17 protein-coding genes and 4 pseudogenes are annotated in these 23,839 nt (G+C 59.6%); 13 read left to right on the top strand and 8 right to left on the bottom strand.

The genetic code is table 11. The annotated features are described in order from the left end of the window. Nucleotides 1-100 precede the first annotated feature (100 nt). Genes GCT13_RS27865 through GCT13_RS27850 form a run of 4 tightly spaced genes read left to right on the top strand, consistent with a single transcriptional unit; the run spans nucleotide 101 to nucleotide 4,839 of the window. Entirely contained in the window at nucleotides 101-949 is an 849-nt protein-coding gene (locus tag GCT13_RS27865; protein ID WP_152763537.1) for a glycosyltransferase family 2 protein, read from the top strand. After that, the gene (locus GCT13_RS27860) at nucleotides 946-1,902 is read left to right on the top strand and encodes a UDP-glucose 4-epimerase family protein (RefSeq protein WP_152763535.1); all 957 of its coding nucleotides are present in this window, start codon (nucleotides 946-948) and stop codon (nucleotides 1,900-1,902) included. The genes GCT13_RS27865 and GCT13_RS27860 overlap by 4 nt, the downstream gene beginning before the upstream one ends. A 28-nt stretch (nucleotides 1,903-1,930) precedes the next feature. Continuing rightward, nucleotides 1,931-2,938 carry an MraY family glycosyltransferase gene (locus GCT13_RS27855; RefSeq protein ID WP_227747044.1) on the top strand — a complete coding sequence of 336 codons (1,008 nt, stop codon included), beginning with the start codon at nucleotides 1,931-1,933 and terminating at the stop codon, nucleotides 2,936-2,938. Between the two features lie 5 nt (nucleotides 2,939-2,943). Further along, complete coding sequence (locus GCT13_RS27850; protein ID WP_152763531.1) at nucleotides 2,944-4,839, top strand: polysaccharide biosynthesis protein; 1,896 nt, start codon at nucleotides 2,944-2,946, stop codon at nucleotides 4,837-4,839. Nucleotides 4,840-5,396: 557 nt separating this feature from the next. Here GCT13_RS27850 and GCT13_RS51315 read toward each other — a convergent pair. Continuing rightward, complete coding sequence (locus GCT13_RS51315) at nucleotides 5,397-5,699, bottom strand: methyltransferase domain-containing protein (RefSeq protein WP_152763529.1); 303 nt, start codon at nucleotides 5,697-5,699, stop codon at nucleotides 5,397-5,399. 421 nt (nucleotides 5,700-6,120) lie between these two features. Between GCT13_RS51315 and GCT13_RS27840 the strand changes: the two genes are divergently transcribed. Continuing rightward, nucleotides 6,121-7,281, top strand: a complete 1,161-nt coding sequence (locus GCT13_RS27840) for an acyltransferase family protein (RefSeq protein WP_152763527.1) — start codon at nucleotides 6,121-6,123, stop codon at nucleotides 7,279-7,281. On the opposite strand, the gene GCT13_RS51310 is transcribed toward GCT13_RS27840, so the two are convergent. After that, nucleotides 7,206-7,367, bottom strand: coding sequence for a hypothetical protein (locus GCT13_RS51310; RefSeq protein ID WP_407670864.1), 162 nt, complete (start codon nucleotides 7,365-7,367; stop codon nucleotides 7,206-7,208). The two genes, GCT13_RS27840 and GCT13_RS51310, sit on opposite strands and share 76 nt — an antisense overlap. Further along, nucleotides 7,367-7,581: pseudogene (locus tag GCT13_RS27835) on the bottom strand (adenylyl-sulfate kinase). The gene GCT13_RS51310 and the pseudogene GCT13_RS27835 overlap by 1 nt, the downstream one beginning before the upstream one ends. Before the next feature lie 1,183 nt (nucleotides 7,582-8,764). Between GCT13_RS27835 and GCT13_RS27830 the strand changes: the two are divergent. From GCT13_RS27830 to GCT13_RS27820, 3 genes are all read left to right on the top strand, one after another. Further along, nucleotides 8,765-9,412 carry a hypothetical protein gene (locus tag GCT13_RS27830; protein ID WP_152763525.1) on the top strand — a complete coding sequence of 216 codons (648 nt, stop codon included), beginning with the start codon at nucleotides 8,765-8,767 and terminating at the stop codon, nucleotides 9,410-9,412. A gap of 1,315 nt (nucleotides 9,413-10,727) precedes the next feature. Further along, the gene (locus GCT13_RS27825) at nucleotides 10,728-11,699 is read left to right on the top strand and encodes a hypothetical protein (RefSeq protein WP_152763523.1); all 972 of its coding nucleotides are present in this window, start codon (nucleotides 10,728-10,730) and stop codon (nucleotides 11,697-11,699) included. 466 nt (nucleotides 11,700-12,165) lie between these two features. Then, a complete protein-coding gene (locus GCT13_RS27820) occupies nucleotides 12,166-12,573 on the top strand; it encodes a hypothetical protein (protein ID WP_152763521.1) in 408 nt (135 codons plus the stop codon). 1,217 nt (nucleotides 12,574-13,790) lie between these two features. On the opposite strand, the gene GCT13_RS27815 is transcribed toward GCT13_RS27820, so the two are convergent. Next, complete coding sequence (locus GCT13_RS27815; protein ID WP_152763519.1) at nucleotides 13,791-14,885, bottom strand: MraY family glycosyltransferase; 1,095 nt, start codon at nucleotides 14,883-14,885, stop codon at nucleotides 13,791-13,793. 199 nt (nucleotides 14,886-15,084) lie between these two features. Between GCT13_RS27815 and GCT13_RS27810 the strand changes: the two genes are divergently transcribed. From GCT13_RS27810 to GCT13_RS51305, 3 genes and pseudogenes are all read left to right on the top strand, one after another. After that, nucleotides 15,085-16,650: a methyl-accepting chemotaxis protein gene (locus tag GCT13_RS27810; protein WP_152763517.1), complete on the top strand. Its 1,566-nt coding sequence runs from the start codon at nucleotides 15,085-15,087 to the stop codon at nucleotides 16,648-16,650. A gap of 460 nt (nucleotides 16,651-17,110) precedes the next feature. Then, a complete protein-coding gene (locus GCT13_RS27805; protein WP_152763515.1) occupies nucleotides 17,111-17,371 on the top strand; it encodes a hypothetical protein in 261 nt (86 codons plus the stop codon). 170 nt (nucleotides 17,372-17,541) lie between these two features. Continuing rightward, nucleotides 17,542-17,643: pseudogene (locus tag GCT13_RS51305) on the top strand (IS5/IS1182 family transposase); the annotation flags it as partial. Nucleotides 17,644-18,097: 454 nt separating this feature from the next. Here the strand turns inward: GCT13_RS51305 and GCT13_RS27795 are convergent. The 3 genes and pseudogenes from GCT13_RS27795 to galE all read right to left on the bottom strand — a co-directional run. Beyond that, on the bottom strand, nucleotides 18,098-19,639 hold the full coding sequence (locus GCT13_RS27795) for a mannose-1-phosphate guanylyltransferase/mannose-6-phosphate isomerase (RefSeq protein WP_152763511.1): 1,542 nt from the start codon (nucleotides 19,637-19,639) through the stop codon (nucleotides 18,098-18,100). Nucleotides 19,640-19,956: 317 nt separating this feature from the next. After that, nucleotides 19,957-20,214 carry a hypothetical protein gene (locus tag GCT13_RS27790; protein ID WP_227747043.1) on the bottom strand — a complete coding sequence of 86 codons (258 nt, stop codon included), beginning with the start codon at nucleotides 20,212-20,214 and terminating at the stop codon, nucleotides 19,957-19,959. A 392-nt stretch (nucleotides 20,215-20,606) separates the two neighbouring features. Continuing rightward, nucleotides 20,607-21,539: pseudogene (gene galE / locus GCT13_RS27785) on the bottom strand (UDP-glucose 4-epimerase GalE); the annotation flags it as partial. A gap of 91 nt (nucleotides 21,540-21,630) precedes the next feature. Between galE and GCT13_RS27780 the strand changes: the two are divergent. Further along, nucleotides 21,631-22,662: a hypothetical protein gene (locus GCT13_RS27780; RefSeq protein ID WP_152763509.1), complete on the top strand. Its 1,032-nt coding sequence runs from the start codon at nucleotides 21,631-21,633 to the stop codon at nucleotides 22,660-22,662. A 59-nt stretch (nucleotides 22,663-22,721) separates the two neighbouring features. On the opposite strand, the gene GCT13_RS27775 is transcribed toward GCT13_RS27780, so the two are convergent. Further along, nucleotides 22,722-22,961: a hypothetical protein gene (locus GCT13_RS27775; RefSeq protein ID WP_152763507.1), complete on the bottom strand. Its 240-nt coding sequence runs from the start codon at nucleotides 22,959-22,961 to the stop codon at nucleotides 22,722-22,724. A gap of 703 nt (nucleotides 22,962-23,664) precedes the next feature. On the opposite strand from GCT13_RS27775, the pseudogene GCT13_RS27770 reads away from it, so the two are divergent. Further along, a pseudogene (locus tag GCT13_RS27770) lies at nucleotides 23,665-23,839 on the top strand (IS256 family transposase); the annotation flags it as partial.

Below are 23,839 nucleotides of genomic sequence, written 5' to 3'. Positions count from 1 at the left end.
TCTGGCCAAAGCAGTTGCAGAGCCCTTCAAATCCAGCTAAGTTGGCGCATTCTGGCCCTTTCAAATTTAAAGTGTCGCTATCAGGCACGCTGCCTTCTACATGAACGCTTCCAGCGCGCCTCCTGCAACAGAAACCAACGCTATCTCGGTCTCCGTTGTCGTATATCGCCCCGAGCCATCGCAGCTTCGACACACATTGGACAGCTTGCGGGCAGCCGTCGATGCGCTCCGGGCAATCAGACCTGATTTCGTTGCCGAACTTTTCATCGTCGACAACGGCGGTTTGTCTGACGCGGTTATTGACCTCGCGCCATTGCGGCGCAGAGGATTCCGTCTATCGGTCATCGCTGGGCACGGCAACGTCGGATATGGCCGCGGCCACAACCTGGCTATCGAGCGCGCTTCAAGCCGGTTTCATCTCGTGTTGAACCCCGACATCGACCTGGATCGTGAAGCATTGATCCAGGCCTTCGATTTCTTCGAACAGCACCCTGAAGCGGGACTGCTGACGCCACGCATTGGTGACGAGAGGGGACATCTACAGTATTTGTGTCGTCGCTACCCGACCTTGCTTGATTTGCTGATCAGAGGATTTTTACCGCATCATGTCAGGCAGTTGTTTTCGATACGCTTGGCCGCCTACGAAATGCGCGACCTGATTAACGAACGGGACATCGTTTGGGATCCGCCTATCGTCAGCGGCTGCTTCATGTTTTTTCGAACGAGCGTGCTAAAAAGGCTGGCGGGTTTTGATCCGCGCTATTTCCTTTACTTCGAGGATTACGATCTGAGCCTGCGCACACACGAGCTTGCACGCGTGGTCTATGCGCCGACCGTGCGCGTGCTTCACCATGGCGGCGGCGCAGCGCGCAAGGGTTCCGCGCATATACGGATGTTCACGGCTTCTGCCGTCAAGTTCTTCAACCGCTTCGGCTGGAAGTGGCTATGAGTCACGTCATCGTGAGCGGGGCGAACGGGTTCGTCGGGCGTGCGCTGTGCGGTGCCCTGCTTGATGCCGGGCATCGTGTGACGGGTCTCGTGCGCCGGTCTGGCGGATGCGTCGACGGCGTCGCCGAGTGGGTCGACGCGAGCACGGACTACTCAAACGTGGCGCAAGCCTGGCCAGCCGGCCTGAAGGCCAACTGCGTGGTGCATCTGGCCGCGCGGGTACACGTCATGAACGACACGGCGGCCGACCCCGACGCCGCATTCCGCGCGACCAACGTCGACGGAACACTACGCCTCGCGGCGGCGGCCCAGCAGAACGGGGTGCGGCGTTTCGTGTTCGTGAGCAGCATCAAGGCCGTCGCGGAAAAGGACGGCGGCAAGCCGCTGCGCGAGGACGATCCGCCTTGTCCCGAAGACGCCTATGGCCGCTCGAAGCGCGCCGCCGAAGAGGCGCTCACCCGTTTTGGCAATGAAACGGGGCTCGATGTCGTCGTGGTGCGGCCGCCGCTCGTGTACGGACCGCAAGTGCGCGCTAACTTCCTGCGGCTGATGGACGCCGTATGGCGCGGCCTGCCGCTGCCGCTCGGCGCCGTTCAGGCGCGGCGCAGCGTGGTGTACGTCGGCAATCTGGGCGATGCGCTCGTTTGCTGCGCGACCGATCCGCGCGCCGCACGGCAGTGCTTTCACGTCGCGGACAGCGGCGCCCCGACCGTCGCGGAACTGACGCGCTCGCTTGCGCGACATCTGGGCAAGCCATCGCGAATGCTCCCGGTGCCCGCCGCCTGGCTGCGTACGGCGGGCCAGCTGACGGGCCGCTCGGCGCAGATCGATCGCCTGATCGGCAGCTTGCAGGTCGACACGTCTCGTATCCGCCAAACGCTCGGCTGGCAGCCGCCGTTTTCAACCGATGACGGCCTGTCGGCAACCGCCGACTGGTATCGTTCGACTCAGTGAGCCACCCATACCGATGCAAGCCTCATTGATGGCCCCGTCGACCGTACCCGGCATCGCCCTCGCAGCTGTCTGCGTGTGCGCGGCGATCCTTTACGCGCTACTGAAGACGGGGCTCGCCTGGCGGCTCGCAACCGATATACCGAACGACCGGTCGCTCCACGTGCGCCCGACCCCGCGCGTCGGTGGCTGGGGCATCGTTCCCGTCGCTGTCGTGGCGATGCTGCTGGTGGCGCCGTCGCTGTGGTGCGCTGCGCTCGCGACGGCGTTTCTCGCCGCGGTGTCCCAGATCGACGACCGCCGCGGACTGCCTGCGCGCGTGCGGTTCGCTGCGCATCTGGCCGCCGTCGTCGTGTACGTCGCGCTTTTTCCAGCGGCGGCGGCGTGGTGGCTGTTGTGCGCGTTGGCATTTTTGATGATCTGGCTCGTCAACCTTTACAATTTCATGGATGGCGCCGATGGCCTCGCGGGCGGCATGGCGCTTTTCGGCTTTTCGGGCTACGCCGCCGGCGCGCTGCTGAGCAGCCAGCCGATGCCCGATCTGGCCTTCGCGTCGGTTGCGATTGCCGGTGCGGCGCTCGGTTTCCTTTTCTTCAATTTTCATCCGGCCCGGATTTTCCTGGGTGACGCCGGGTCTATCTCGCTGGGCTATCTGGCAGGCGCGCTCGGTTACTGGGGCTGGCGCGGCGGCGCGTGGCCCGTATGGTTCCCGGCCCTCGTGTTCGCGCCGTTCATCGGCGATGCGTCGGTGACGCTCGCGCGGCGGCTCATGCGCGGCGAAAAGTTTTGGCAGGCGCACCGCGAGCACTACTATCAGCGCATGGTGCGTTCAGGAGTCGGCCATGCGGGTACCGCGTGGGCGTGGTACGCAGTCATGGTTGTCGGCATAGGACTTGCGTTGTTCGCACTCGGCCGTTCCACGGTCGCTCAGTGGGGTATCGTCGCTGGTTGGGCTGCCGTGCTGGTCGTCATCGGAAGCATCGTCGATCTGCGCTGGCGTCGGTTCCAGTCAACACTGTCCAAACAATCCGAGGTATGACGCTGATGCTAAGAACCAAAGCCAGCTGGCTATCCTTCAGCGCTTTCCTTTTCGACCTGGCCGCCGTCGCGGGCACGTGGCTCATCGCCTACGTGATCCGCTTCAACGGCGCCGTGCCGACGGACTTCCGGGAGGGCGCGCTCCACGCCCTCATATGGGTGCTGCCCGTCTACGGCGTGATGTTCCGCATCTTTGGCCTGTATCGCGGCATGTGGGTGTTCGCGAGCCTGCCCGATCTGCTGCGCATATCGAAGGCGGTGGCGGCGGCCGCCCTTATCACCATGATCCTCGCGGTGATGGTGCAGCCGATCCCGATCATTCCGCGCTCGGTGCTGCTGGTGTCGCCGCTCTTCCTGTTCCTCGCGATGGGCGGCTCGCGCGCGCTGTATCGCGCAGCGAAGGAATTCTATCTGTACGGCGGGCTGGTGGCGCAAGGCAAGCCCGTCGTCGTACTCGGCGCGGGCACGGCGGGCGCGATGCTCGCGCGCGAACTGTCGCGTTCGAGCGAGTGGCGGCTGATCGGCCTGCTCGACGACGACGTCTCGAAGCAGGGCCGTGAAATCTACGGCTACAAGGTGCTGGGTCCGATCGGCAAGCTGCCGGAAATCGCCGAGGCGATGAAGACCGAATACGCGATCATCGCGATCCCGTCGGCATCGGTCGAACAGCAGCGCCGCGCGGCCACGCTGTGCGTGCGCGCTGGTGTGCGCGCGATGGTGCTGCCCGCGCTGACGGACGTTGCCGAGGAACAGGCGTCGATGTCCCGCGTGCGCCGCATCGACCTCGAAGACCTGCTTGGCCGCGAGCCCGTGCATATTGATACGCCGCACGTCGAAGCGCTGCTGCATGCGCGCGTGGTGATGGTGACGGGCGCAGGCGGTTCGATCGGCTCGGAACTGTGTCGTCAGATTCTGCGTTTCAAGCCCGCGCAGCTGATTGCATTCGATATCTCCGAGTACGCGATGTATCGCCTCGTGGAAGAACTGCATGAACGCCTCCCGGGCGCATCGATTGTGCCCGTCATCGGCGACGCCAAGGACTCACTGCTGCTCGATCAGGTGATGGCACGCTACACCCCGCATATCGTCTACCACGCCGCCGCTTACAAGCACGTGCCGCTGATGGAAGAGCAGAACGCCTGGCAAGCCGTGCGCAACAACGTACTCGGCACGTACCGGGTGGCGCGCGCGGCAATTCGCCATGATGTGACGCGCTTCGTGCTGATTTCGACCGATAAGGCCGTCAATCCGACCAACGTGATGGGCGCGAGCAAGCGCCTTGCCGAAATGGCCTGCCAGGCCCTCCAGCAGACGAGCAAGCGCACGCAGTTCGAGACCGTGCGCTTCGGCAACGTGCTGGGCAGCGCGGGCAGCGTGATCCCGAAGTTCCAGCAGCAGATCGCGAAGGGCGGTCCCGTTACCGTCACGCATCCGGAAATCACGCGCTTTTTCATGACGATTCCCGAGGCGTCTCAGCTCGTGCTGCAGGCGTCGAGCATGGGACATGGCGGCGAAATCTTCATTCTCGATATGGGCCAGCCGATGAAGATCGTCGATCTCGCGCGTGATCTGATCCGCCTGTATGGCTTTACGGAAGAACAGATTCGCATCGAATTCACGGGCTTGCGTCCGGGCGAGAAGCTGTATGAGGAACTACTCGCCGACGAGGAAACGACGACGCGCACGCCGCATCCGAAGCTGCGCATCGCGCAGGCGCGCGGCGTGCCCGGCAATCTGCTCGACGAACTGCTGCCGTGGCTGATGCAGCATCGCGTGTTGATGGACGACGAAGTGCGCCGCGATCTTCGGCGGTGGGTTGCCGATTATCAGCCGACACTGGCCGTACCGCCGTTGCGAACCGTTCCGCTGACGGTGGTGACAGACAAGCGGGTATCAATCTAGGCAAGCGGGCGCTTATCTCGACCCTGCCAGGAGCGATCGGACAAGTCGCATGGAACGAGCTTGCAATGGCGCAGCGATTTTCCACGTATTCGTAGTGGATGCTCCAGGACGGGACCGCTGATCCTTGCCTGGTGCAAATGTTTTAGCCTCCAATGCCATCCGCTGCCAGCTCGAGACAGGTTTTACGGTATCGGTTTCTGGCCTGAGCCACACGAAGAACTCAATTGTATTGACGTCGGTGTCGAAGAATCGGTCACATGCAAATTGAATCAGCGCTAGCGTGGATAGCTGTTCGAAAAGCTTTGCAAATGAACGCGGCGTAAATACCCAGCAATGTGCATCATGATAGGTGCCATTGCTGGCGGCGTCCCTCGCCATTGCCATGGTCTGTTCAAAATATCGGGGCGCTTGACATTATTTTCGGCTTGACATTATTTTCGTTGAGCTCCCCGCGCCAAGCGGCGATCGGGTCGACCTGAGTTGCATTTAGATAGTAGTCGAGGATTGCATGGGGCGTTGGAACGCGGGCTGACAGGATGTATGAGTCGAGTACGTCGCTAAAGCTCGGTTTCTCTACGCAGAAGGTCAAATGTAAAACGCTTGTCTGGAATTGCGAGGCGCACCTGCCCGCCGGGCCTCAGCGCATGCGAGAGCTCACGCAACCACGTGATCAGATCTGGGACATGCTCGATTACGTGGGAGGCGACGATGAAGTCCACTGGCCGCTTTAGTGTTTCCGCGAGCGTTCGCTTTCCCCAGATGGCATCTGTTTCGACTATTTTGTCGACATCGACGGACGGATTGCCGGCATCGTGTTTGCTCGAGAATCTTCTGTTTGCGATCCACAGACACTCTCCCATTGAATCCTGTTGCACATCACGAAGGGGCAGCTTGAGGGGCCTCGTATAGATCTGTAGTATGCGACACCGCGAATCAAGGCCGGGAAGATAGCCAGTAAGTGCGTATCGCGCTGATAAGGCCCAGAATCCTTCAGAAGGTCGCCATGTTTGCCTACGCGTGATCCTATGTCAATATTGTCCCCGAGGCGCCAAACTCGCTGGAAAATAGGGGGCAGACGTCTGAATCGCTGTTACGATCGATAGTATTTGCTGATTCTGACTGCTCCGAGCCGGCCGCTGCAGCGTGGGGAGTACTACGCCCCGCAACTGATAACCGTCATCAGGGAAGACTGCGTATCTGGGGACACGGGGCGCAAAGGCGGTCGTAACCGAATGGTGCTCTTCGTTCTGCTAGCATCATGGCTCATTCGCGGAGCACTTGATGTCGGTAAAAGAAGGAAGTTCGTCCAGATTCTTTGACAGGTTGGAGGCCCTGAGGGGTATTGCGGCGCTATCGGTCGCCGTCGGTCATTCGATGATCTGGCTTGCCTTCAACCGCGAACAGATCGGTGCAACGCCGGTTTGGGAAGTTTCGGGCACACAAGCCAGAATTGCCCGGTTTCTGATTTCGGTTTTCAGCGGCGAGGCTGCCGTCGATATTTTCTTCGTGTTGAGCGGATTTGTTCTGACCGCATCGATGCTCGGACAACAGCTGACCGCAGGCCGGTTTTGGTCATTTTCGGTCAAGCGACTATTCCGCATCGTTCCCGTATCGTGGCTTTCGCTCGGCGTCGTTGTGATGTATCTGTTGTCGATTTATCCCGGACACAGTGTGATTGCGGGCGCATCCGACTGGTTTACGAATTGGTACGGCGAGCCACTCGCAGCCAAAACAGTGATTGAAAATGCGGCGTTTGTTTCTCCCTGGTTGAATCCGAACGCGTGGACTCTGAAAGTGGAGCTCATCGCATCAGCTCTTCTGCCCGCTATGGTTTTCGCGGTTGGCAGAAGTGGAATGATCAGGACCGTCGTCTTGCTGATGGCTACCTTACTTGTTGGCTGGATGTTCCGCGCTGACCAGTTTGGCGCCTTTCACTACGTGTATATGTTCGCGGTGGGAATTGCCGTCTTTAAACACGGCGCGCGAACCACAGCCCGCGAGCAAGGGGGCGCCGCTCTTGTCATAGCGTGCGTGGCTGCGATCGTGGCGTCGGGTGCCTGCTTTCCGCTCTGGCATCCGTTCGAAGCAGACCTGATTATCGTGGCCGCCAGTGCCGTGTTGATATGGATGATAGCTAGCGGTCGCGACAATATCGCGCTGTCGGTCCTAGATTTCAGATGGGTCCGCTTCCTCGGCCGTATTTCATATAGCTTTTATCTGCTGCACTTCATCGTGCTATATGCCATCGCAAACGCGCTGTTGCACGTCGTCCCGACACCGATAATGTTGCGTCAGCCGCTCGCAGTGATGTTCCTATCGAGCGTGTTATCGATCGCGAGTACGATTCCTCTCGCCGTTCTTTCGTTTCAGTATGTCGAGAAGCCGCTGACGCAGATCGGGAGGCGCATTTCGCTACGATGGGGAGTTCCGGTAGTTTCATAGTCGCCAAAGAGCGCACGTGCCGATTCGCGAATATCGCGGATCGGCGAAATGGTCGCGACGATTACCGAGAGTCCCGCATTGACCATCAGCTTTGCGACCTAGGGGCGCGGCGGATATTTTCGCTGCGATCGTCGTCGGAGAACCCGAGATCCCTGTTCAGACCGAGACGCAGACTTCGCCGTCGAGCAGGGCGGCGTGCAGCCCACGCCCGTGCAAGGAATGTCTGAGCAGATTGGCGAGCGTGGATTTACCTGCGCCCGAAATCCCCGTCAACCAGATGACAAATGCGCGTTGTCCCATGATGCGCCCACGGTCCGAATTGGAAGGCGGGTTGAGGGATGCCGCTTGTTTGCGGCCCGGGCGTGATACAAGGCGCCCACTACGAACCGTGAGCGATGTGGCCGATGCGTAGCGGACATCACATGATAAACGGACCCGCTGCGCTCACTCAAGGGCACGTGCGCCAGCTACGGAATTTCATCGCGAACAATGTGACAGCCCCCACGGAGCAGGTGGGCACTTGCCTGTTGTCGACGCGCTGGGCTCCCGCACTCATAGAAGACGGCACCACACGTCAACCGGTTGACGCCGTTATCGCGGAAAGCCGCAGGAAAAGAGTGGCTTTTGAATCGATCATCTGCAACGTGCCGCGTAAGTTCCCGCTGTGGTCGCACTATTCATGGCTAGCCTTGCGCTGTAGATGTTTTTCGCGAGGGGGCGCGCGCAGCGTATAGCCGTCTGTCGGCTCTCTGCGCCGGTTCACGGGCATGAACCATGAATAATCTGTCGAGACGTCGATTCCAGTGCTTGCTGGAGAGGCGGAGTCAGCTACCACAGATCCGGCGCTACGTTCAAGCAAAAGCTATGTGATTTTGCGGAGCTTTTCGGATTAAGACCGTGAGCCGGCTCGGTCGATCGTTGGGTTTCATGAGGCGATGTGCTCTTTCCGGTCCTCGGGAAGGTCGCCCTGTATTCTCGCAGAAGGGTCAGCGCACTGAGCGCGCATGACGATGTCCATGTGGCTGTATGTCGCTCTTGCTCGCCGGCGAGCTGCGAATATTGAGACGTCGGTCCTTTTTTTCGTAACGATCCGTGCAAACACTGACTGCAGGATCCTGGGCTTCGTCACAGTCTAAAGACGCCGAAAGATCCGAGAACTGCCGGCCCTCCTGTGTTTGAGGTCTGGAGCAAGGATAGAACGGGAGCCCCTGCGGAAACGGGTAGACGTCGGATCTCCCTTCAATCCGTGGTTCTGCGAGCGGAGATAGAAGGCGATGAAGTCGGCGTTGAGACACCCATTGGAATAACGGGAAAAGGAAGCGAGGCATATCGTCGCCAGCAAAGCTCAGGTTGAAAGACTTACCAAAAGCGTCACCATTCCGGATGCCGCTAGTCCTTAGGCAGCGCTACGATCATCATTGCTGGCGCGACCGGACATCAGTGTGTCAAACCAGATGACAATGGGACGACAGGAAAGCTCAAGATGACTAAACATTACTCGGAATGCGGACGAATCCGCACAGACTTCTTCATACCCGCCGACGCAATACTCGGATATCCAGATGGAATTGTAAACGACCCCATAGCTGCGGAGCGTCGCCTGAGATATATCGATTTTTCGTCGAAGCTACATGCTGTCCTGGGTCCCATGCTTGGGTCGAAATACCGCTTGTTTGAGGGCCTGACGGTATTGACGTCGGTCGGTCTGGCCGGCCCTGCGGTCCGCGTCGACTGTTTAGCCGTTACCTGCATTGGAGTATTCGTGATCAGTCAGATCGACTGGGTGGGAAAGGTGGATAGGAGCGTTGATAAGGATAAGCTGCAGGTCAGTACCGCTGGAGCGAGGACCGAACTGCATCCGTGCCCGCTTCGATACACCGCGCCGGTCGTTCACTATCTAGGGGCCATCCTTGATGACGTCGACTGCCCGATAGAGAGCATCGCAGTGTCCGACAATGAAACATGCGAGTTTGGACTGGATATATCAACCTCATTTCTCAAGTTAAGCGAATTGCATTATTTCTTTCGAGTGAAGCGGGAACACTATCGTCGCAGCGGAGCCCGTTTCGTCGATATCGAGGTAATGCAGAAGCGATTGCTCATCGGATGCATGCGCGTACTGACGACGTGACGCACGTCCGAGCCAGCTTGGGAAAGGGGAGAAGTTCTCAAGCTTGGATCATGCAATCACCAGGCCCTTGGGTTGCAGCCGATGCGGATTCGTGGGCATCTCCGCAATATGCGCCGCTTCGACGGCGCACGGCGGTGCGTCTTTAGCAGGCGCTGCCATTCTGTTAGCGGGTGTGGTTATCTGCCCACACTTCGTGCGGTAGAAAAACATCTTAGCTTTTGAAGTGACTTGGATGTTCGGGCAAGGCGAGTGCTTTCTACACATGACCGGCGCTGGCCGCTTTCTCTGTTCAAGACCGGCGAATGGCCAATTCGCAGCTTCGAAAAGACGTGAGCGGTCACCGCTTGTTTCATCCGTTGGGCTACCAGACTGGTTCTAGGCAACGCTTGCGGCAGTGCCGGACGCAGAGCCGAAGGGTGGGATAAATCATGCCGACCACGGCGGTCGCGGCGTGACTTTTCGGGCCCTTTGCGCCGGCGACGCTTGCCCGGCAATCTCACGCGTTGATACACGACTTGTTTGCAGGCCGTTATGAGCGTACGGGACCTGAAGCAATGTGCCACAACGGCGCTTCTTAAGCCATCCGTAGCGGTTCTCGCAAGTCAGCGGCAAGTAAATCGCAGGTCTGCCCGCAGTTGGAACGCAATGATGCCCGAAGTCCGCACTATGCCTTTGGATGCTCACGGGCCGTTTGCATGGCGCAGTTACGCGAAAACGGGGCGGCTGTGAGGTCGGTGGTTTTTCGCAAATTGAGTCGCTTCCTTCGCAAGATCAGGCGCTTGGGGCAATATGCCCAAAAAATCAGCACCGTGATCTGGCTCCGGTCTCTGACGTCTGCTCGGCCTTCCTTGACGGCGCAGTTTTGCGAAAGCGGGCCACCTGTGCGGTCAATGGTTTTTCGCAAATCAGGCCGTTTTCTTAGTGAAACCAGGCACTTGGGGCAATATGTCCAGAAAAACAGATACCTGATCCGGCAAAGGTCATGTACGACTGATCGCCCTTCGCGATCAACGTGCCGTTGCGACGTCGCTTTGGCAGCCCGCGACGTGCCGCCGGGCGGTCACGGGCAGGGCAATGCAATGTGAACATATGGCCACGTCGCGCGTCCGTCCCGAGGCAGCGTGTAGGGCGAGCGCGGATGTCACAAACTCACCGATCCTGTCTTTTCAGCTGCGCTGGCGGAGGGCTTGCTGGGTGCTGAGCAGCGTATCGCCGAAAGACGCTGTTTTTTGCACCTCATAGCGCCGCCATCTTGCAGACAATTCGCGTATTTTAATGCTTCGTCGCTGAACTGGCCGACCGAAATGGGGGAGAAGTGAAAAAACACATAAGCCGTAATGAACCGCGTCGGGGGAATGCCCTGCGCCGTTGCTTCCTGGTTACCTATTTATATCAACGAGGACTCGAGAATGGGGAATGGACCACGCAGGCTGGCGCGTCGCGCGCGCTCAACGTGAGCCAGGCGGAGCTGTCGATGGCGCTGCGAATGGGCTCACTGCCAGAGGAGCTGCTCTCGATCTTTGCGGATCGCACCGAGATCAGCAGTCATACCGTGCGCGTCATACGCGAAGTCATGGCGCGTGACGGTCTTGAGACGGTACGTGAGCGAATCCGGCAGCATGTTACTGTTGGCATCCAGTTGCCCGCGAAGGCGGTGCTCGCGCTGGTAAAAGGCCGGATGTCTGAAGCAAGGAAAGTGGCAGCGTCGGCTGGCAGGGAGCAGGACAGACCCATTCCTCGGTCACAGGACTTACCCATGGCTCTGTTCGATCGATACCATCGTGGAATCGTCGACGGGGAATGGACGAGTTACAGCGCCTGCTCCCGCGCGCTACGCATTTCCCGAAGGAACATAAGCGATGCCGTCGCTATCGGACAGCTACCGCCTGGCGTCAGATCGCTTTTCTGGGAAAGCCAGCTGACGTTCGCGGTGGGACGCAAACTGCTTGCAGTCGAAAGAAGGGTGGGCACCCGGGAGCTAGATGCGCGTGCGAACAAGATCCGCTACATCGCGGACAAGTATACGGCCGGGCAAGTCCTGCGTGAGCTGAATGGCGAGAACGTCCCGCCAGGGCCGTTCTCGCGCCTACGCATCAAAAAGGGTAGAGGCGCAGGGCGACTCATTATCGAGTGCGATCATCCGGATTTTCTGCTCCGTTATCGTCGCGAAATGGAAATCGCGCTTAACAAGGTCGTGAGCAAAATCGCCGCGGCTCAGGAAAGAGAGAAGCATTCCACGCTATTTCAGCTGATCGAGCCATCGCAGCGTCCTCGCTCCGGCGGCTAGGGCGAGCCGTTGTGCCGCGGCGTTGCCTCCCGGCAGAGCGCCTCAAGCTACATGAGCGGCGTCCACTTCAATGAGAGATCACTCTGCATCCGCCGCTAAATTTCTTGCCAGCTCGGCCCGTTCGCCCTGTTGCTATTGAACGGCGTAATCACGGCAGACGCGCTACAACTTTTCTCAGGTTGCCGGCCAATACGACCGGCAAGACGGTCTGCGTTCGTCCCGCGCACCCATCTGCCCTTTCTCCGGCAGACGGGAAGCCAGTTCTTCGTTGTGCTCCCGACCTGCAGATAGCGTTCGCTCTGACAGCGGACTCACGGGTGCCGTGGGCACAGCTCGTTCCGCTGTGAGCACCTGGCTGCGTCGAACGTCCTGCCATGCATGCGCCGCTCTGCACGGCGCCGCTCCGTTGACTTTGGCGTGGCGTGGGCATGATGAATTAACGAAAGTTACTTCAACGTGCCATGCAATGCATAACGCGGCTTCACCGCCATGTGGTCAAAAGAAAACCGGACATCGCATTCGTCGCGCTGGCGTCATTGCCTTCGTGCGTCTGTACTTTACAACGAACGGGTTTTTGCAATCCGGTGCTGCACGTCCTTGGTCGTTCATGGGGCATGCGATGAAGCGCAGATCATCAGCGATCCCAGTACGCCAAGCGCCCAAATCACGGGCGGCACTAGCCGACGGAGAATTGCAACACCTTGAAACGGTAGTACGCCATCTCTGCAATACAGACGTCCTTGATGCGAAACTTAGTCTCGGCGTGTCTTACTGGCTTAGCCGGATTGCAGAGATTGAACAGAGATTTTATTTGGTCACGCCTCAGCTCCGACGGCTGGCGCTGCTGCGAAAGATGCTAGCGGATGTGAGCTGAACGACCGGACATTCGAACCGGCGGGTACATCCTGTCTTCGCCCTGACTCTGGGGAGTGTTGGAGTAAATCTGGATAACGAACCTCTTTTCTCAGAGATTGTTCTTCATGCCATCAGGTGATCTCGGGCGACGGATTGCTTGATGCAATAAACGCAGCGCGTCCACGCCCACTGCTCGACGAAAGTAGTAGAACAAAAAAGTCATAACCGGTCGCGCTCCCTGATCGACAGACTTGCTTTGATAGCGCCAGGTCTGACGGGAGTGCTGGCGGGACATGTGAAAGGCCTGCAACGACGCTGGCAGAAACGAGCGCCGAAGGCGTATGCGTCGGTCGTTGGCAAAAAACGTTGTTCTGCAGCGATCGCCGCCCAGATGCAATGGCGCCGCGCCGAGTGGGGTTAGAGCCGACGGAAGATTTGGGGGAAGGCAGGCAGCCCGGGAGACTTTGCTTTCCGCTAATTGTCGTTCCGGTGGGCACGGGCCGCCCCGACACGGAGCAAGCTCCTGAACGAGGCCGTGGGCGTCCTCGTCGTTGTGGTACCCTTTCTTCAAGGCATGAATTCCATGAACGGACATTTACCATGAATCTCGGTTTGTTCGTACTGTTTCTCTTAGCGCCGATTCTGGGCTACGGTGCTTACATGAGCAGTCGCGGTCGCAAGCACGATCGGCAACGGCGGCACCGGCGTATCGCGCGCTGATCGTTGAACTGAACTGACATTGCCGGTTTTTATCCGTATAGAGGCCCGCATTTTCGGCGCCGTTTTTTGTTGAGCGCCGTGCACGACCGCATAGAAAGCGCGCCGCCAGTACGTTGGCCGTTTGTACCACGCACGTATCCACAAAACGGAGAATCACATGGGCTTCATTTTTTTTGCGCTTGGCGTGGCTCTTGTCTTATCTGCACTTGGTCTGATCATGGACCGTAACGGTCGCAAGGCAGACCGCGCTCGTCGACGCATGTCATAACGCCGTTGCAGGATTATCGTCGGACAGACAAAGCAAGGCTGCGTGTTCGGGTGTGGCCTTTTTTATTTATTAATTCCTGTGTCGGAGGTTGTCGCCGTCGGTCATGCATGCCAGCGCACCGTTTGGTCTAAGCGTGCGCTCGACCCCGATGTTGATTGACGTTGCCGGACCGCTATTGCCTGACTTGACCGTAATGGCTGGTGGCTTCATAGGAAGAGCTGCTCGGGGTGCCCCTCCTGGCGAGCGCTTCACCGGTGCTTGCGGACCACCAGCCAGCGCGGCACCTTGAATCGGACAATGCTCACATAGAGCCACACGTATGTCGCGGCAAACACGATGACGAAACAGAACAGATGCAGCGTATGCCGCCAGAACAGCGTCGCGGGAATCACAGCGATCAGGCAAAGCAGCCACAGATAAGGCGACGTCAGCGAATTGCGCCGTGTCAGTTCACGCGCCGTGCGTGCGCCAACGGCCCAGCGCATCAGACGCTTGTAGACGAGCATATGCAGATGCACGCCATCCGGAATCCCCGGCGACATCCCGCGAATGAACTTCTTCCGATAGATCGAAAAGCACGTCTCGAAGATCGGGTACATGAAGAGCAGCACGGGATACCACGCCGACACATCGCGATTGCGCATCACGAGCATGATCGACAGCTCGCCGAGCATGAAGCCGATGAAATACGCGCCGCCGTCGCCGAGAAAGATCAAGCCGGCGGGGAAATTCCAGATGAAGAAGCCCATTACCGCGCCCATCATGATCAGGGACGCCGATAGCACGATCGGGTCATGCACCTGAAACGCGACATAAGCGAGCGATGCGAACATCATGAACGCAACCATCGAAGCGAGCCCGTTGAAACCGTCGATGATATTGATCGCATTCGCCAGCGCGGCAACGGCCAGGACGGTCACGGCACACGAAATTGCCGCATACGACAGCAGAAAATCGAGCGGCGGCACGCTGATGCGCGTGACGGCGATTCCCAGCACGAAATAGGCGAGCGCCGCCGCAATCATCGTGCAGATCAGGCGCACGAGCGGCGAAACTTTCTTCGTCAGGTCTTCGACCAGCCCCGAAGCGAACGCCGGAATTCCGCAGGCGACAATCCCGAGAATGCCCACCGACACGCGCGGATACGCGCCATGCAACTGGATCGCCGATGCGACGAGCCCGATCAGAATGCCCGTTCCGCCGATGCGCGGCACCGGCCGCGCGTGGAATTTCTGCACGCCGCCCAGATCGGTGTCCGCGAAAGTTTCATGCAGATGCGCATAACGCACGATTACGAGCGTGACCAGTAATGAAACGATGAAACCGAGCGCGAAACTGAGCATGAAAGTGGGGGCCGGAAAGCAAACGGGGGATTATACAAATGAAACGCAGCGCGCCCGGACGGGTTGACGACGCGTGCCCGGCACGCGCCATCCCACATGCTGCGTCATGGATTCTCCCTATCCAGAACACGTGAGCCGTTGCCGTTAGCCATCGACGGGGCCGCCATCCCGGCTGCCTATCGCATGTCACGGACTCTCCATGCTCAACAACCTCACTATCCGACAAGGACTGACGCTCGTCATCTGTGTATTCGCAGCGCTTCTTTTGACGGTGATCGGCGTCGGTTGGGGCGCGCTGAAATTCAGCAACGATGGTCTGCAGAACGTGCAGCAGACTTCGGCGGCGATGAGTGCGCTCGCGTCGAGTTCGGAGAAGCTGTTGCAGGTCCGACTGTCACTCGGCAGCTACGAGACGCTCTTCAGCGTCGGCAAGGAGACGGACGGGCTGCTCGCGGCCGCGCACAAGATGCTCGAAGCGTCGAACGACGAGTTCCGCGTCTACATGGCTGGCCCGTTCGGCAGCGACCAAGAGCGCAAGCTTGCGCAGACAGTCGCGGACGCACGCATGGCGCTCGTCAATCAGGCGATCGAGCCGGAGCACAAGGCCCTCGTCGATAACGACTTCAACACGTTCCGCACGATTCAGGGCGAAACGGGCGACCATTACTACGGCATCTATGCGAAGGCGATCGACGCGCTCAGGCACGCGCACGCCGACAACCGGCAGCGCCAGGCGGAGCAACTGAGCCAGCGCTTCAGGATCTCGACAGGCATCTTCATCGCGATCGGCGTGGTGGCTATCGTGGTGGGCGCGTTGGCGCGCGCCGGTCTTTCCGCCGCCGTTGTGAAGCCCGTGAACCAGACGATCCGCCACTTCCGCAGCATGGCCGAAGGCGATCTGACTTCGACCGTCAAGGTGCGCTCGCGCAACGAAATGGGTCAGTTGCTGCAGGCGCTCGCTCAGATGCGCGACGGGCTCGTCGAAACCGTGTCGAAAGTGCGCGGCAGCACGCAGTCGATCACGCTGGGCGCGAACGAAATCGCCGCCGGCAATGCCGATCTGTCGAGCCGTACCGAGCAGCAGGCGGCCGCGCTCCAGCAGACGGCGGCGAGCATGGAAGAGCTGTCGGCTACCGTCAAGCAGAACACCGACAATGCGAAGCTGGCGAACCTTCTCGCGCAAGGCGCGCTGGAGACGGTCGTGCGCGGCAGCGATGTGGTCACGCGCGTGACAGAAACGATGGATGGCATCACCGGTTCGTCGCGCAAGGTCGGCGAGATCATCGGCATCATCGAGGGTATCGCGTTTCAGACCAACATCCTCGCGCTGAACGCGGCCGTCGAGGCGGCGCGCGCGGGCGAGCAGGGACGCGGCTTCGCCGTCGTGGCATCGGAAGTGCGCGCGCTCGCGCAGCGCTCGGCGGCCGCGGCGAAGGAGATTCGCGATCTGATCGGCGATTCGACGGCGCAGGTCGAGCAGGGCGCGTCGCTCGTCGCCGATGCGCGCAAGACGATGCAGGAAGCGATGGCCTCCGTCGAGCGCGTGACGGGCATCATGACGGAGATCGAAAGCGCCGCGCACGAGCAGAGCGACGGCATCGAGCAGATCAACAAGGCGATCGGCCAGATCGACGAAGTGACGCAGCAGAATGCGGCGCTTGTGCAACAGGCGGCGGCCGCCGCGAAATCACTCGAAGCGCAGGCGATAGTACTGCGCGAGGCGGTGGCGGTGTTTCGCGTGGAGGCCGCTGCTGGCGTTGCCTGAAGCTTCAGACGTCCGGACAAGTCTTCCAGGTCTTGCGAGGTCGTCGCCTCCCGAATAGCTGACCTGTTTCACGCTACGCTCTTGACTTGGCCCAACGAGTGACGTCTGAAGGCAGCGACTCTCTTGACAGCCTGATGCGGAGGGGCTGTTGGTTAGAAATTCGACAATACCTCATGCATTTTTGTTTGAGCCCAGAAAACCGGGCAATACATATCAGCACTAGCACGGTCTCGTTCGGATGGAGACTTGACTTCGCTACAGAGAAGCCACGATAGGTCTGACTCTGGTGTTCATCGCGCGAGGCGCGATGCATGGGAGCCTTCACTACCGAGGTGGAAATATGCTGGCACTGATCGAAATCTCGCGGCTCTTTCTCGCGTCGCTTGCCGCGTCTGGCGTCGCAGGCTGGTACAGCTTCGATGTCACCGAATATTCCAAGAACAACAAGTCGGAGGAGTAAATGCGCGCTGCGGACTGGCTGACGTTGTCCTACGTGAAGTTCATGGCGCTGCCTTTCTTCGCGCGCAGGGCAATTATCTTTGTCGTATCGCTCGCGCTGTGGTGGTTCGCCGCCATGCTCGCGAGCATGCATGTGAACAACAACCTGTGCGTTGTGTTGCTTCTCACAGGCGCGGCAGGCGCGATCTGGTCCAGCGAACTGTGGCGTATGTGGAAGGTGTTCGCCATCGTCGTGGCGGTCTGTCTGGCGATCATGAAATAAACGAAGCGCAGCATGAAAGCGGCTCCCTACCGGGGGCCGTTTTTGCTTTACGGTTTGTTGTGATCGCAGAGCCGCAGTAACTAGGCAGATATGACGAGTCGCGGTTGCAAACCTGGTCGGCAATGGCGAAGCAGCCTATATCGCGATGGCGGTTGAGAATCACTGGGCGACATTCCCGATTGCCTGACGAGAGCACGATTACGCGATTCCGGCACCGGCTTGAAGCGCATGGGTTCTCGTCCGGCATGGTGGCCACGGTCAACGGGATGCTGCAGGCGAGAAATCGAGCTCAAGATGGGCTTTCTGGGAAGCTGTATTTCAAGCAGAATTGAGGCTATCCTGACCTTGAATTATCGAAACGGAGAACGACGATGGGTTTCGGTGTTGTTGCGTTGGTTCTGACGGCTGCGATTTGTGCATATGGTGCGCACATGTGCAATCTCGGACGTAAAGCGGATCGCGCACGTCGGCAGCCGCGCGTACCCCGCTAATTCCTGCACGGAACGGTTTTGGTCGGCCCGTCTCGAAGTCGCACCTGCGCGTGTGGCAATCTCATTTCTCGATTGACAGGTCGTTACTTAGACGGATGCAGTGCCCTCCGTCGACGCTCGGGATGACAATTCAGCTCCGTCGCGCCCGTTTGTTTTCATCCGTGTTTCCGAAGATGCGGCGTTGCTGTAACGCTTGGCGCGTGCCTGCGCCGCATTTCACCAGACAGGCCTGCCGCTAGACTCCGGTGCGCCCGTACTGATCGTCGAACCGCACGATATCGTCTTCGCCCAGATAACCGCCCGACTGCACCTCGATGATCTCGAGCGGCGTCTTGCCCGGATTTTCCAGCCGGTGCTTCACGCCGAGCGGAATGTAGGTCGACTGGTTTTCGGTCAGCAGAAACGTTTCGTCGCTGCGCGTTACGCGCGCGGTACCGCGCACGACGATCCAGTGTTCAGCGCGATGATGATGCATCTGCAACGATAGCCGCCCGCCCGGCTTCACGACGATCCGCTTCACCTGAAAGCGGTCGCCGCGATCGATCGAGTCGTAGCAGCCCCACGGCCGCTCGACTTTCCGATGCACTTTCGCTTCCGTGTCCTTCGCGGCATTCAGCCGGTTCACGATCGCCTTGACGTCCTGCACGCGGTCTTTCGCGGCGACGAGCACGGCATCGGCCGTCTCGACCACCACGACGCCCGTCACGCCGACACACGCGACGAGGCGTCCTTCGGAATGCGCGTACGTGTCGGTCGCGCTCTCCAGCAGCACGCGGCCGCGCGCGACGTTGCCTGCCGCATCCTTCTCGCTGATGTTCCAGACAGCGTCCCATGCGCCGACGTCGGACCAGCCCGCCGTCAGCGGCACAATGATGCCCGTCAGCTTCGGATCGTCGCCGATGCGTTCCATCACCGCATAGTCGATCGAATCGCTCGGACATGCGGTGAACGCAGCGCGGTCGATCATCAACGCGCCGTCGCGATCGGTGCACGCGTCGTCATACGCTGTGCGGCATGCGGCCGCGATGTCGGGCCGGCACGAAGCGATTGCCGCTAGCCACACCGAGGCGCGCATCACGAAGATGCCGCTGTTCCACCAGTACTCGCCCGACGCGACGTAGCGCTCGGCCGTTTCCTGCGCGGGCTTTTCGACGAAGCGCTCGATGGGCCGTGCGCCGGGCGCGTCGGCGGGTAGTCCCGTCTTGATGTAGCCGTAGCCCGTTTCCGCGCGCTCGGGTGGCACGCCCAGCGCGACGATCGCATCGTGCAGCGCGTGCTGGACGGCCTGCTGCAGCGTCGCGGCGAACGCGGCCTCATCGACGATCAGATGATCGGCGGGCATCACGACGAGAACGGGGTCTTCGCCTTGCGGCGCGTCCGCGAGCGCGGCCAGCGCGGCGACCGTCAGCGCGGGCGCCGTGTTGCGCGGCACGGGTTCGAGCACGACGCGCGATTCGCACGCGCAGCGTTCGAGCCGTTCGCGGGTCGGCAGCCGCAGTTCTTCGCTGCAGACGACGAGCGCACGCTGCGTCCTCACGATGTGTTGGGTCGGAAGGCCAGGTGTGGGCACGCGCAGCCCTTCCGTTCTGCGCAAAGTGGCTTCGAGCAGCGATTCGTCGCTCGTCAGGCCGATCAGCTGTTTCGGGCATTGCTCGCGCGACAGCGGCCACAGACGCGTGCCTGAGCCCCCCGCCAGCACGACGGGCTGGATGATGCAAGCGGGCTGCGTCTCGTGACCCGCGGACGCGCGGGAAATCTTTTCTGCGATGACGTTCATGTTTCCTCCGGGCAAGCGCCGCAGCGCGCTCGGAATCGATTTGCCGCCACGCCGTTGTTCGCGCTCATTGCAGCAGTTGCGCAACCGGATATCTGTGCGTCGAACCACAGACTGCGGGACCAGCCAGTAACGTATCAACGTGGAATCCACCACGCTGGGCCCTGAAAGCGTGTCGAGGCTACGCGTGATCGCGACGGGCGACGGTCAGGGTCGCCCGCCGGAAAACAGCGGAAATGCCCTTTTAAGGCGTTGCAAGCAACGTGCCGCGAGAGGAAACAGAAGTGAAAATGGACCGATGAAAAGATCCTGTGACGAGGTCAGTCAACCAGTTGCATCTGCGTCCGATAAACGGGCGCCGTCCGCGCTCGGTTCGGCGGGAATGTCTCCTCCTTTGCTACGCAGGATAGAGACGATCTCTTCAACTTGCGCGTCTTCGAGCGGGCGCCGGCCTGCGGCGCGGCGTTGGACATTTGTCGTTCGATGCCGCGCTGCAGGTCGGCGGTTCTGGCGGCGATGTACACAGCGATGCCGTAGCCGTAGCGCTGCGCGAGGCCGCTGTCGAAAAAATTCTTCATGGGGGCAATCTTCGATGTCCGTCTACGAGCCATGCTGCGCCGGACGGGACGGTCGCGATCCAGACCGCCATTTTACAGATGCTTGGAATCCGGCCGACGTTGCGCTGATTTTCACGTCTGGGATTTCGGCTGTTGCGCAAAAATCTTGAGGCCTCTTCTAAGCCAGAACAGCCAAAACATGTGGAGATGCCACGCGTTTGACACCTGAGAACGCCGTCCCACGCAAACATCTCGCGGCATTAGCGATCAAAGGATGCGCGTCGCGGAGAAAAGAGGCCGAATGCGCAGTGTCATTCGGCTTGCGCACAGGGCACAGCAGCCAGACATGAACATTGACGGGACGAAGGTGGCGGGATGCGCGCGCGGTGACGCATCCCTGCCACGCCCCACGCTCACTCGAACCTCCGCGGATTCTGCGCCTGCCAGCGCCAATGATCGACGCACATGCGCTCGATGTCGAACTGCGCGCTCCAGCCGATCACGTCGAGCGCCTTCGCCGGATTCGCGAAGCACTGCGCGACATCGGCCGGACGGCGCGCGACAATCTCGTACGGCACCGGCTTGCCGGATGCCTTCTCGAAGGCCTTCACGATTTCCAGCACGCTATAGCCTTGGCCCGTGCCGAGATTCACGACAAAGCTCGCGTCGCATTTGACGAGCGCATACGAGTGCCGCGATATGCCCGCGCGCCGGATCAACGACGTGAATGTAGTCGCGCACGCCCGTGCCGTCCGGCGTGTCGTAGTCGCCGCCGAACACGCGCAACTTGTCGAGCTTGCCTACGGCCACCTGCGCGACATACGGCATCAGGTTGTTCGGAATGCCGCCGGGCTCTTCGCCGATCAGCCCGCTTTCATGCGCGCCGACGGGATTGAAGTAACGCAGCACTCCGATGCGCCACGACGGGTCGCACACTTCGAGGTCGCGCAGGATCTGTTCGGCGATCAGCTTGCTCTGGCCATACGGGTTGGTCGCCGACAGCGGGAACGTTTCGTCGATCGGTGAGATTTCCGGCACGCCGTACACCGTTGCCGACGAGCAGAACACGAACTGCTTCACATTGCGCGCGCGCATCATGTCGAGCAGCACGAGCAGGCCGTCGATGTTGTTGCGGTAGTACTCGATCGGCTTCGCGACCGATTCGCCAACGGCCTTTAGCGCCGCAAAGTGGATCGCGCCCGTGATGGGGTGTTGGTCGAAGATCGTGTCGAGCGTGGCTTCGTCGCGCACGTTCGCTTCGTAGAACGCGATCTTCTTGCCGGTGATCTTCTCGACGCGCCCGATCGATTCGCTTTGCTGTTCACGAGCTTGTCGATCACGACCATGAGGCCGTTGTTCCTGTAGCATGATGCGGACATAGCGCTCTTCCATAAGCATGCCTGGTCTTCGCTCAATTCGTATGTTCTGGAGATAGAAATGATCAGCAGACGTTGTGCGCTACAGTGCATCGCGCTGAACATGATGCTCGCACGAATTAACAGTGTTGCCAGAGGTGAGCCGCGACGCCCGTCCCGGACACAGCACACAGCTGTCGTTGTGGACAGCGCGTTCGGGACAAAGGGGGACGGTAAAACGAATGACAGGTTTGCGCTACAGCGCGCCATTGATGAATCGGTTGGAAAGACCCTTCTGATAACCGGTGACTGCAGGATTGATGCAACGGGCCTGACCTTGCGCACCAATAGTCATGTCCAGTTCGCGCCGGGTGCGTCAATCAGCTTGCTTGCGCACAATACGGCCGATTACCAGATGATGAGAGCGTGGGACATACAACATGTCTTGCTCGAAAACCCGCGCCTGTCCGGCAGCAGGCAACTGAACGCGGCCGTCAAAAATCCTAGCGGGGCTGGATTCGGCATGGGCATTTCGATAGCCGGAAGCGCTGATATCAGAATCGAGTCGCCTGTGACAACCGACTGCTGGGGCGATGGAATCTACATTGCCAACAGTTATACCAGACCGAACTCCTATAGCACGTGCATTCGCGTATTCAATCACTACGCAAGCGGATGCCGACGGCAGGGCGTTTCCATCATCAGTGGCAAGGATATTCTGTTCGACAGTCCAGTATGGGAAAACATTGGCGGGACACTCCCTTCTGCGGGTCTCGACATCGAGCCTGACGACAATAAGGACGTGCTCGAGCGCATTCGCATCGTTCGTCCGACGACCCGTCATTGCCTGATCGGCATCTTGGTTTACCTTTCCTCATTACCCGGCGCCGTGCACAAGGACATTGACATCGAAATTGATCAGCACCGCGACGAGGAAAGTGTTCAGGCAGCCTATAGCGTGTATGGCGTGCGAGAAAAAGGGAGTGCGGTGAGCGGGCGCGTTGTGAGCCGTTCGCCGACGTGGAGGAGGTCTGGACGTGTTCCGTTCGTGACATCGGACATCGGGCCGGGAGGGCCGACCATTGAAGTTGTCAATCGAACGGTGATCCCTTGAATGAAACACGGGCAGCAACGCAGATTCAGCCCGAATCGAGGGCGCCTGCCTATCCTGCACTATTTTTGGCTCTGGCGATTTGGCCTGTCACAGGCATGGTCTGACACGGAGCGCCGGTCAAAAAGACGGTTCAAGCAACGAGGCGGATTGGCTGCAGCGCTCGATGTCGCGCGACCGTTTGGGCCAACCCGCTTGCCCTTGCGCACCCGTAGCCCGAACAGGATATCGACAACTGCCAGTAACGCAAGCACGACGACCGTCAACACAAGCACCACACCGATGATGCTGACGATCGTCATAGAAGTCCCTTTCTCTGGAAAGCAATGGGTTGATTGCCGACCCCGCATACACGCCACGAGGTTCCCGTTCGTCACCAAGGCCGTTAAGGCAAACTGCCCCAACAGGACTGAGGCGTCAGGCATTATTTAATCGTTGTCGAATTGGTCGCTTCGATTGACGGCCCTACCTTATCGCAAATTATAGCTGACGAATCGGGCGTACTGAGGATTGACTTAAGTGGGCGACTGGCTCGCGATATTGACTGTTACCGAGTAGGTACTCAATTGAATGTTGATTAATGCCGATGCTGACCGTTTGGGGGCTGTGAGACCTGGGAATGAACCGAACTCGGCCATAATACCGATAGTGCAATTCCGTGTAGTCGGGCTGACAACCTTAATACCCTGCGGAACGTCCACATTGCTGTTAGGTTGGATCCAAGGCCAGCTGACGGCTGCGTACCGCGCGGATATTTTCCCATATTGTGCTCCGGAGCTCGACGTTCTTGCCGTCAATGATCGACGCACCTAACGCTGGCATCTATCGGCAGATAGTTCGATACCGTGCTTGAGTTGTTGGGTGTCTTTTCGCCCAGGAGATGCGGGAGCTAAAGTCGAATCTGGTGTACGGGGGAGTTGATGCGGGAAGTTGAAAGCGGTGGAGGTTTCAGCTGAGAATCTGATTGTCGAAGTCGGAAACCAGCAAAAAATCAAACCATCCACCATGAGCAAGGATACGGAAAAAGCAGTCGTCGGTCTATCGGGAGTCGGGCTTGGTTTGGACGAATTGGTTCGTCACGGGGCGCGGCAAGTGATTCAACAAGCAATCGAAGCGGAGCTGTCAGAGCTGATGGAGCGGTTCGCGAACGTCAAGACTTTGCAAGGGCAACGCGCCGTCG

The sequence above is a fragment of the Paraburkholderia franconis genome (assembly GCF_009362735.1).
In the GTDB taxonomy this organism is placed as follows: Bacteria; Pseudomonadota; Gammaproteobacteria; order Burkholderiales; family Burkholderiaceae; genus Paraburkholderia; species Paraburkholderia franconis.
Note: the sequence above shows the minus strand (reverse complement) of the source record. Positions and strands in the feature narration are given on the sequence as shown.

Bases quoted from the DNA above. Each gene is read 5' to 3' on its own strand.
- GCT13_RS27865 (WP_152763537.1), top strand. From the start codon at position 101: ATGAACGCTTCCAGCGCGCCTCCTGCAACAGAAACCAACGCTATCTCG.
- GCT13_RS27860 (WP_152763535.1), top strand. From the start codon at position 946: ATGAGTCACGTCATCGTGAGCGGGGCGAACGGGTTCGTCGGGCGTGCG.
- GCT13_RS27855 (WP_227747044.1), top strand. From the start codon at position 1,931: ATGGCCCCGTCGACCGTACCCGGCATCGCCCTCGCAGCTGTCTGCGTG.
- GCT13_RS27850 (WP_152763531.1), top strand. From the start codon at position 2,944: ATGCTAAGAACCAAAGCCAGCTGGCTATCCTTCAGCGCTTTCCTTTTC.
- GCT13_RS51315 (WP_152763529.1), bottom strand. From the start codon at position 5,699: ATGGGAGAGTGTCTGTGGATCGCAAACAGAAGATTCTCGAGCAAACAC.
- GCT13_RS27840 (WP_152763527.1), top strand. From the start codon at position 6,121: ATGTCGGTAAAAGAAGGAAGTTCGTCCAGATTCTTTGACAGGTTGGAG.
- GCT13_RS51310 (WP_407670864.1), bottom strand. From the start codon at position 7,367: ATGGTCAATGCGGGACTCTCGGTAATCGTCGCGACCATTTCGCCGATC.
- GCT13_RS27830 (WP_152763525.1), top strand. From the start codon at position 8,765: ATGACTAAACATTACTCGGAATGCGGACGAATCCGCACAGACTTCTTC.
- GCT13_RS27820 (WP_152763521.1), top strand. From the start codon at position 12,166: ATGCATAACGCGGCTTCACCGCCATGTGGTCAAAAGAAAACCGGACAT.
- GCT13_RS27815 (WP_152763519.1), bottom strand. From the start codon at position 14,885: ATGCTCAGTTTCGCGCTCGGTTTCATCGTTTCATTACTGGTCACGCTC.
- GCT13_RS27810 (WP_152763517.1), top strand. From the start codon at position 15,085: ATGCTCAACAACCTCACTATCCGACAAGGACTGACGCTCGTCATCTGT.
- GCT13_RS27805 (WP_152763515.1), top strand. From the start codon at position 17,111: ATGCGCGCTGCGGACTGGCTGACGTTGTCCTACGTGAAGTTCATGGCG.
- GCT13_RS27795 (WP_152763511.1), bottom strand. From the start codon at position 19,639: ATGAACGTCATCGCAGAAAAGATTTCCCGCGCGTCCGCGGGTCACGAG.
- GCT13_RS27790 (WP_227747043.1), bottom strand. From the start codon at position 20,214: ATGAAGAATTTTTTCGACAGCGGCCTCGCGCAGCGCTACGGCTACGGC.
- GCT13_RS27780 (WP_152763509.1), top strand. From the start codon at position 21,631: ATGATCAGCAGACGTTGTGCGCTACAGTGCATCGCGCTGAACATGATG.
- GCT13_RS27775 (WP_152763507.1), bottom strand. From the start codon at position 22,961: ATGACGATCGTCAGCATCATCGGTGTGGTGCTTGTGTTGACGGTCGTC.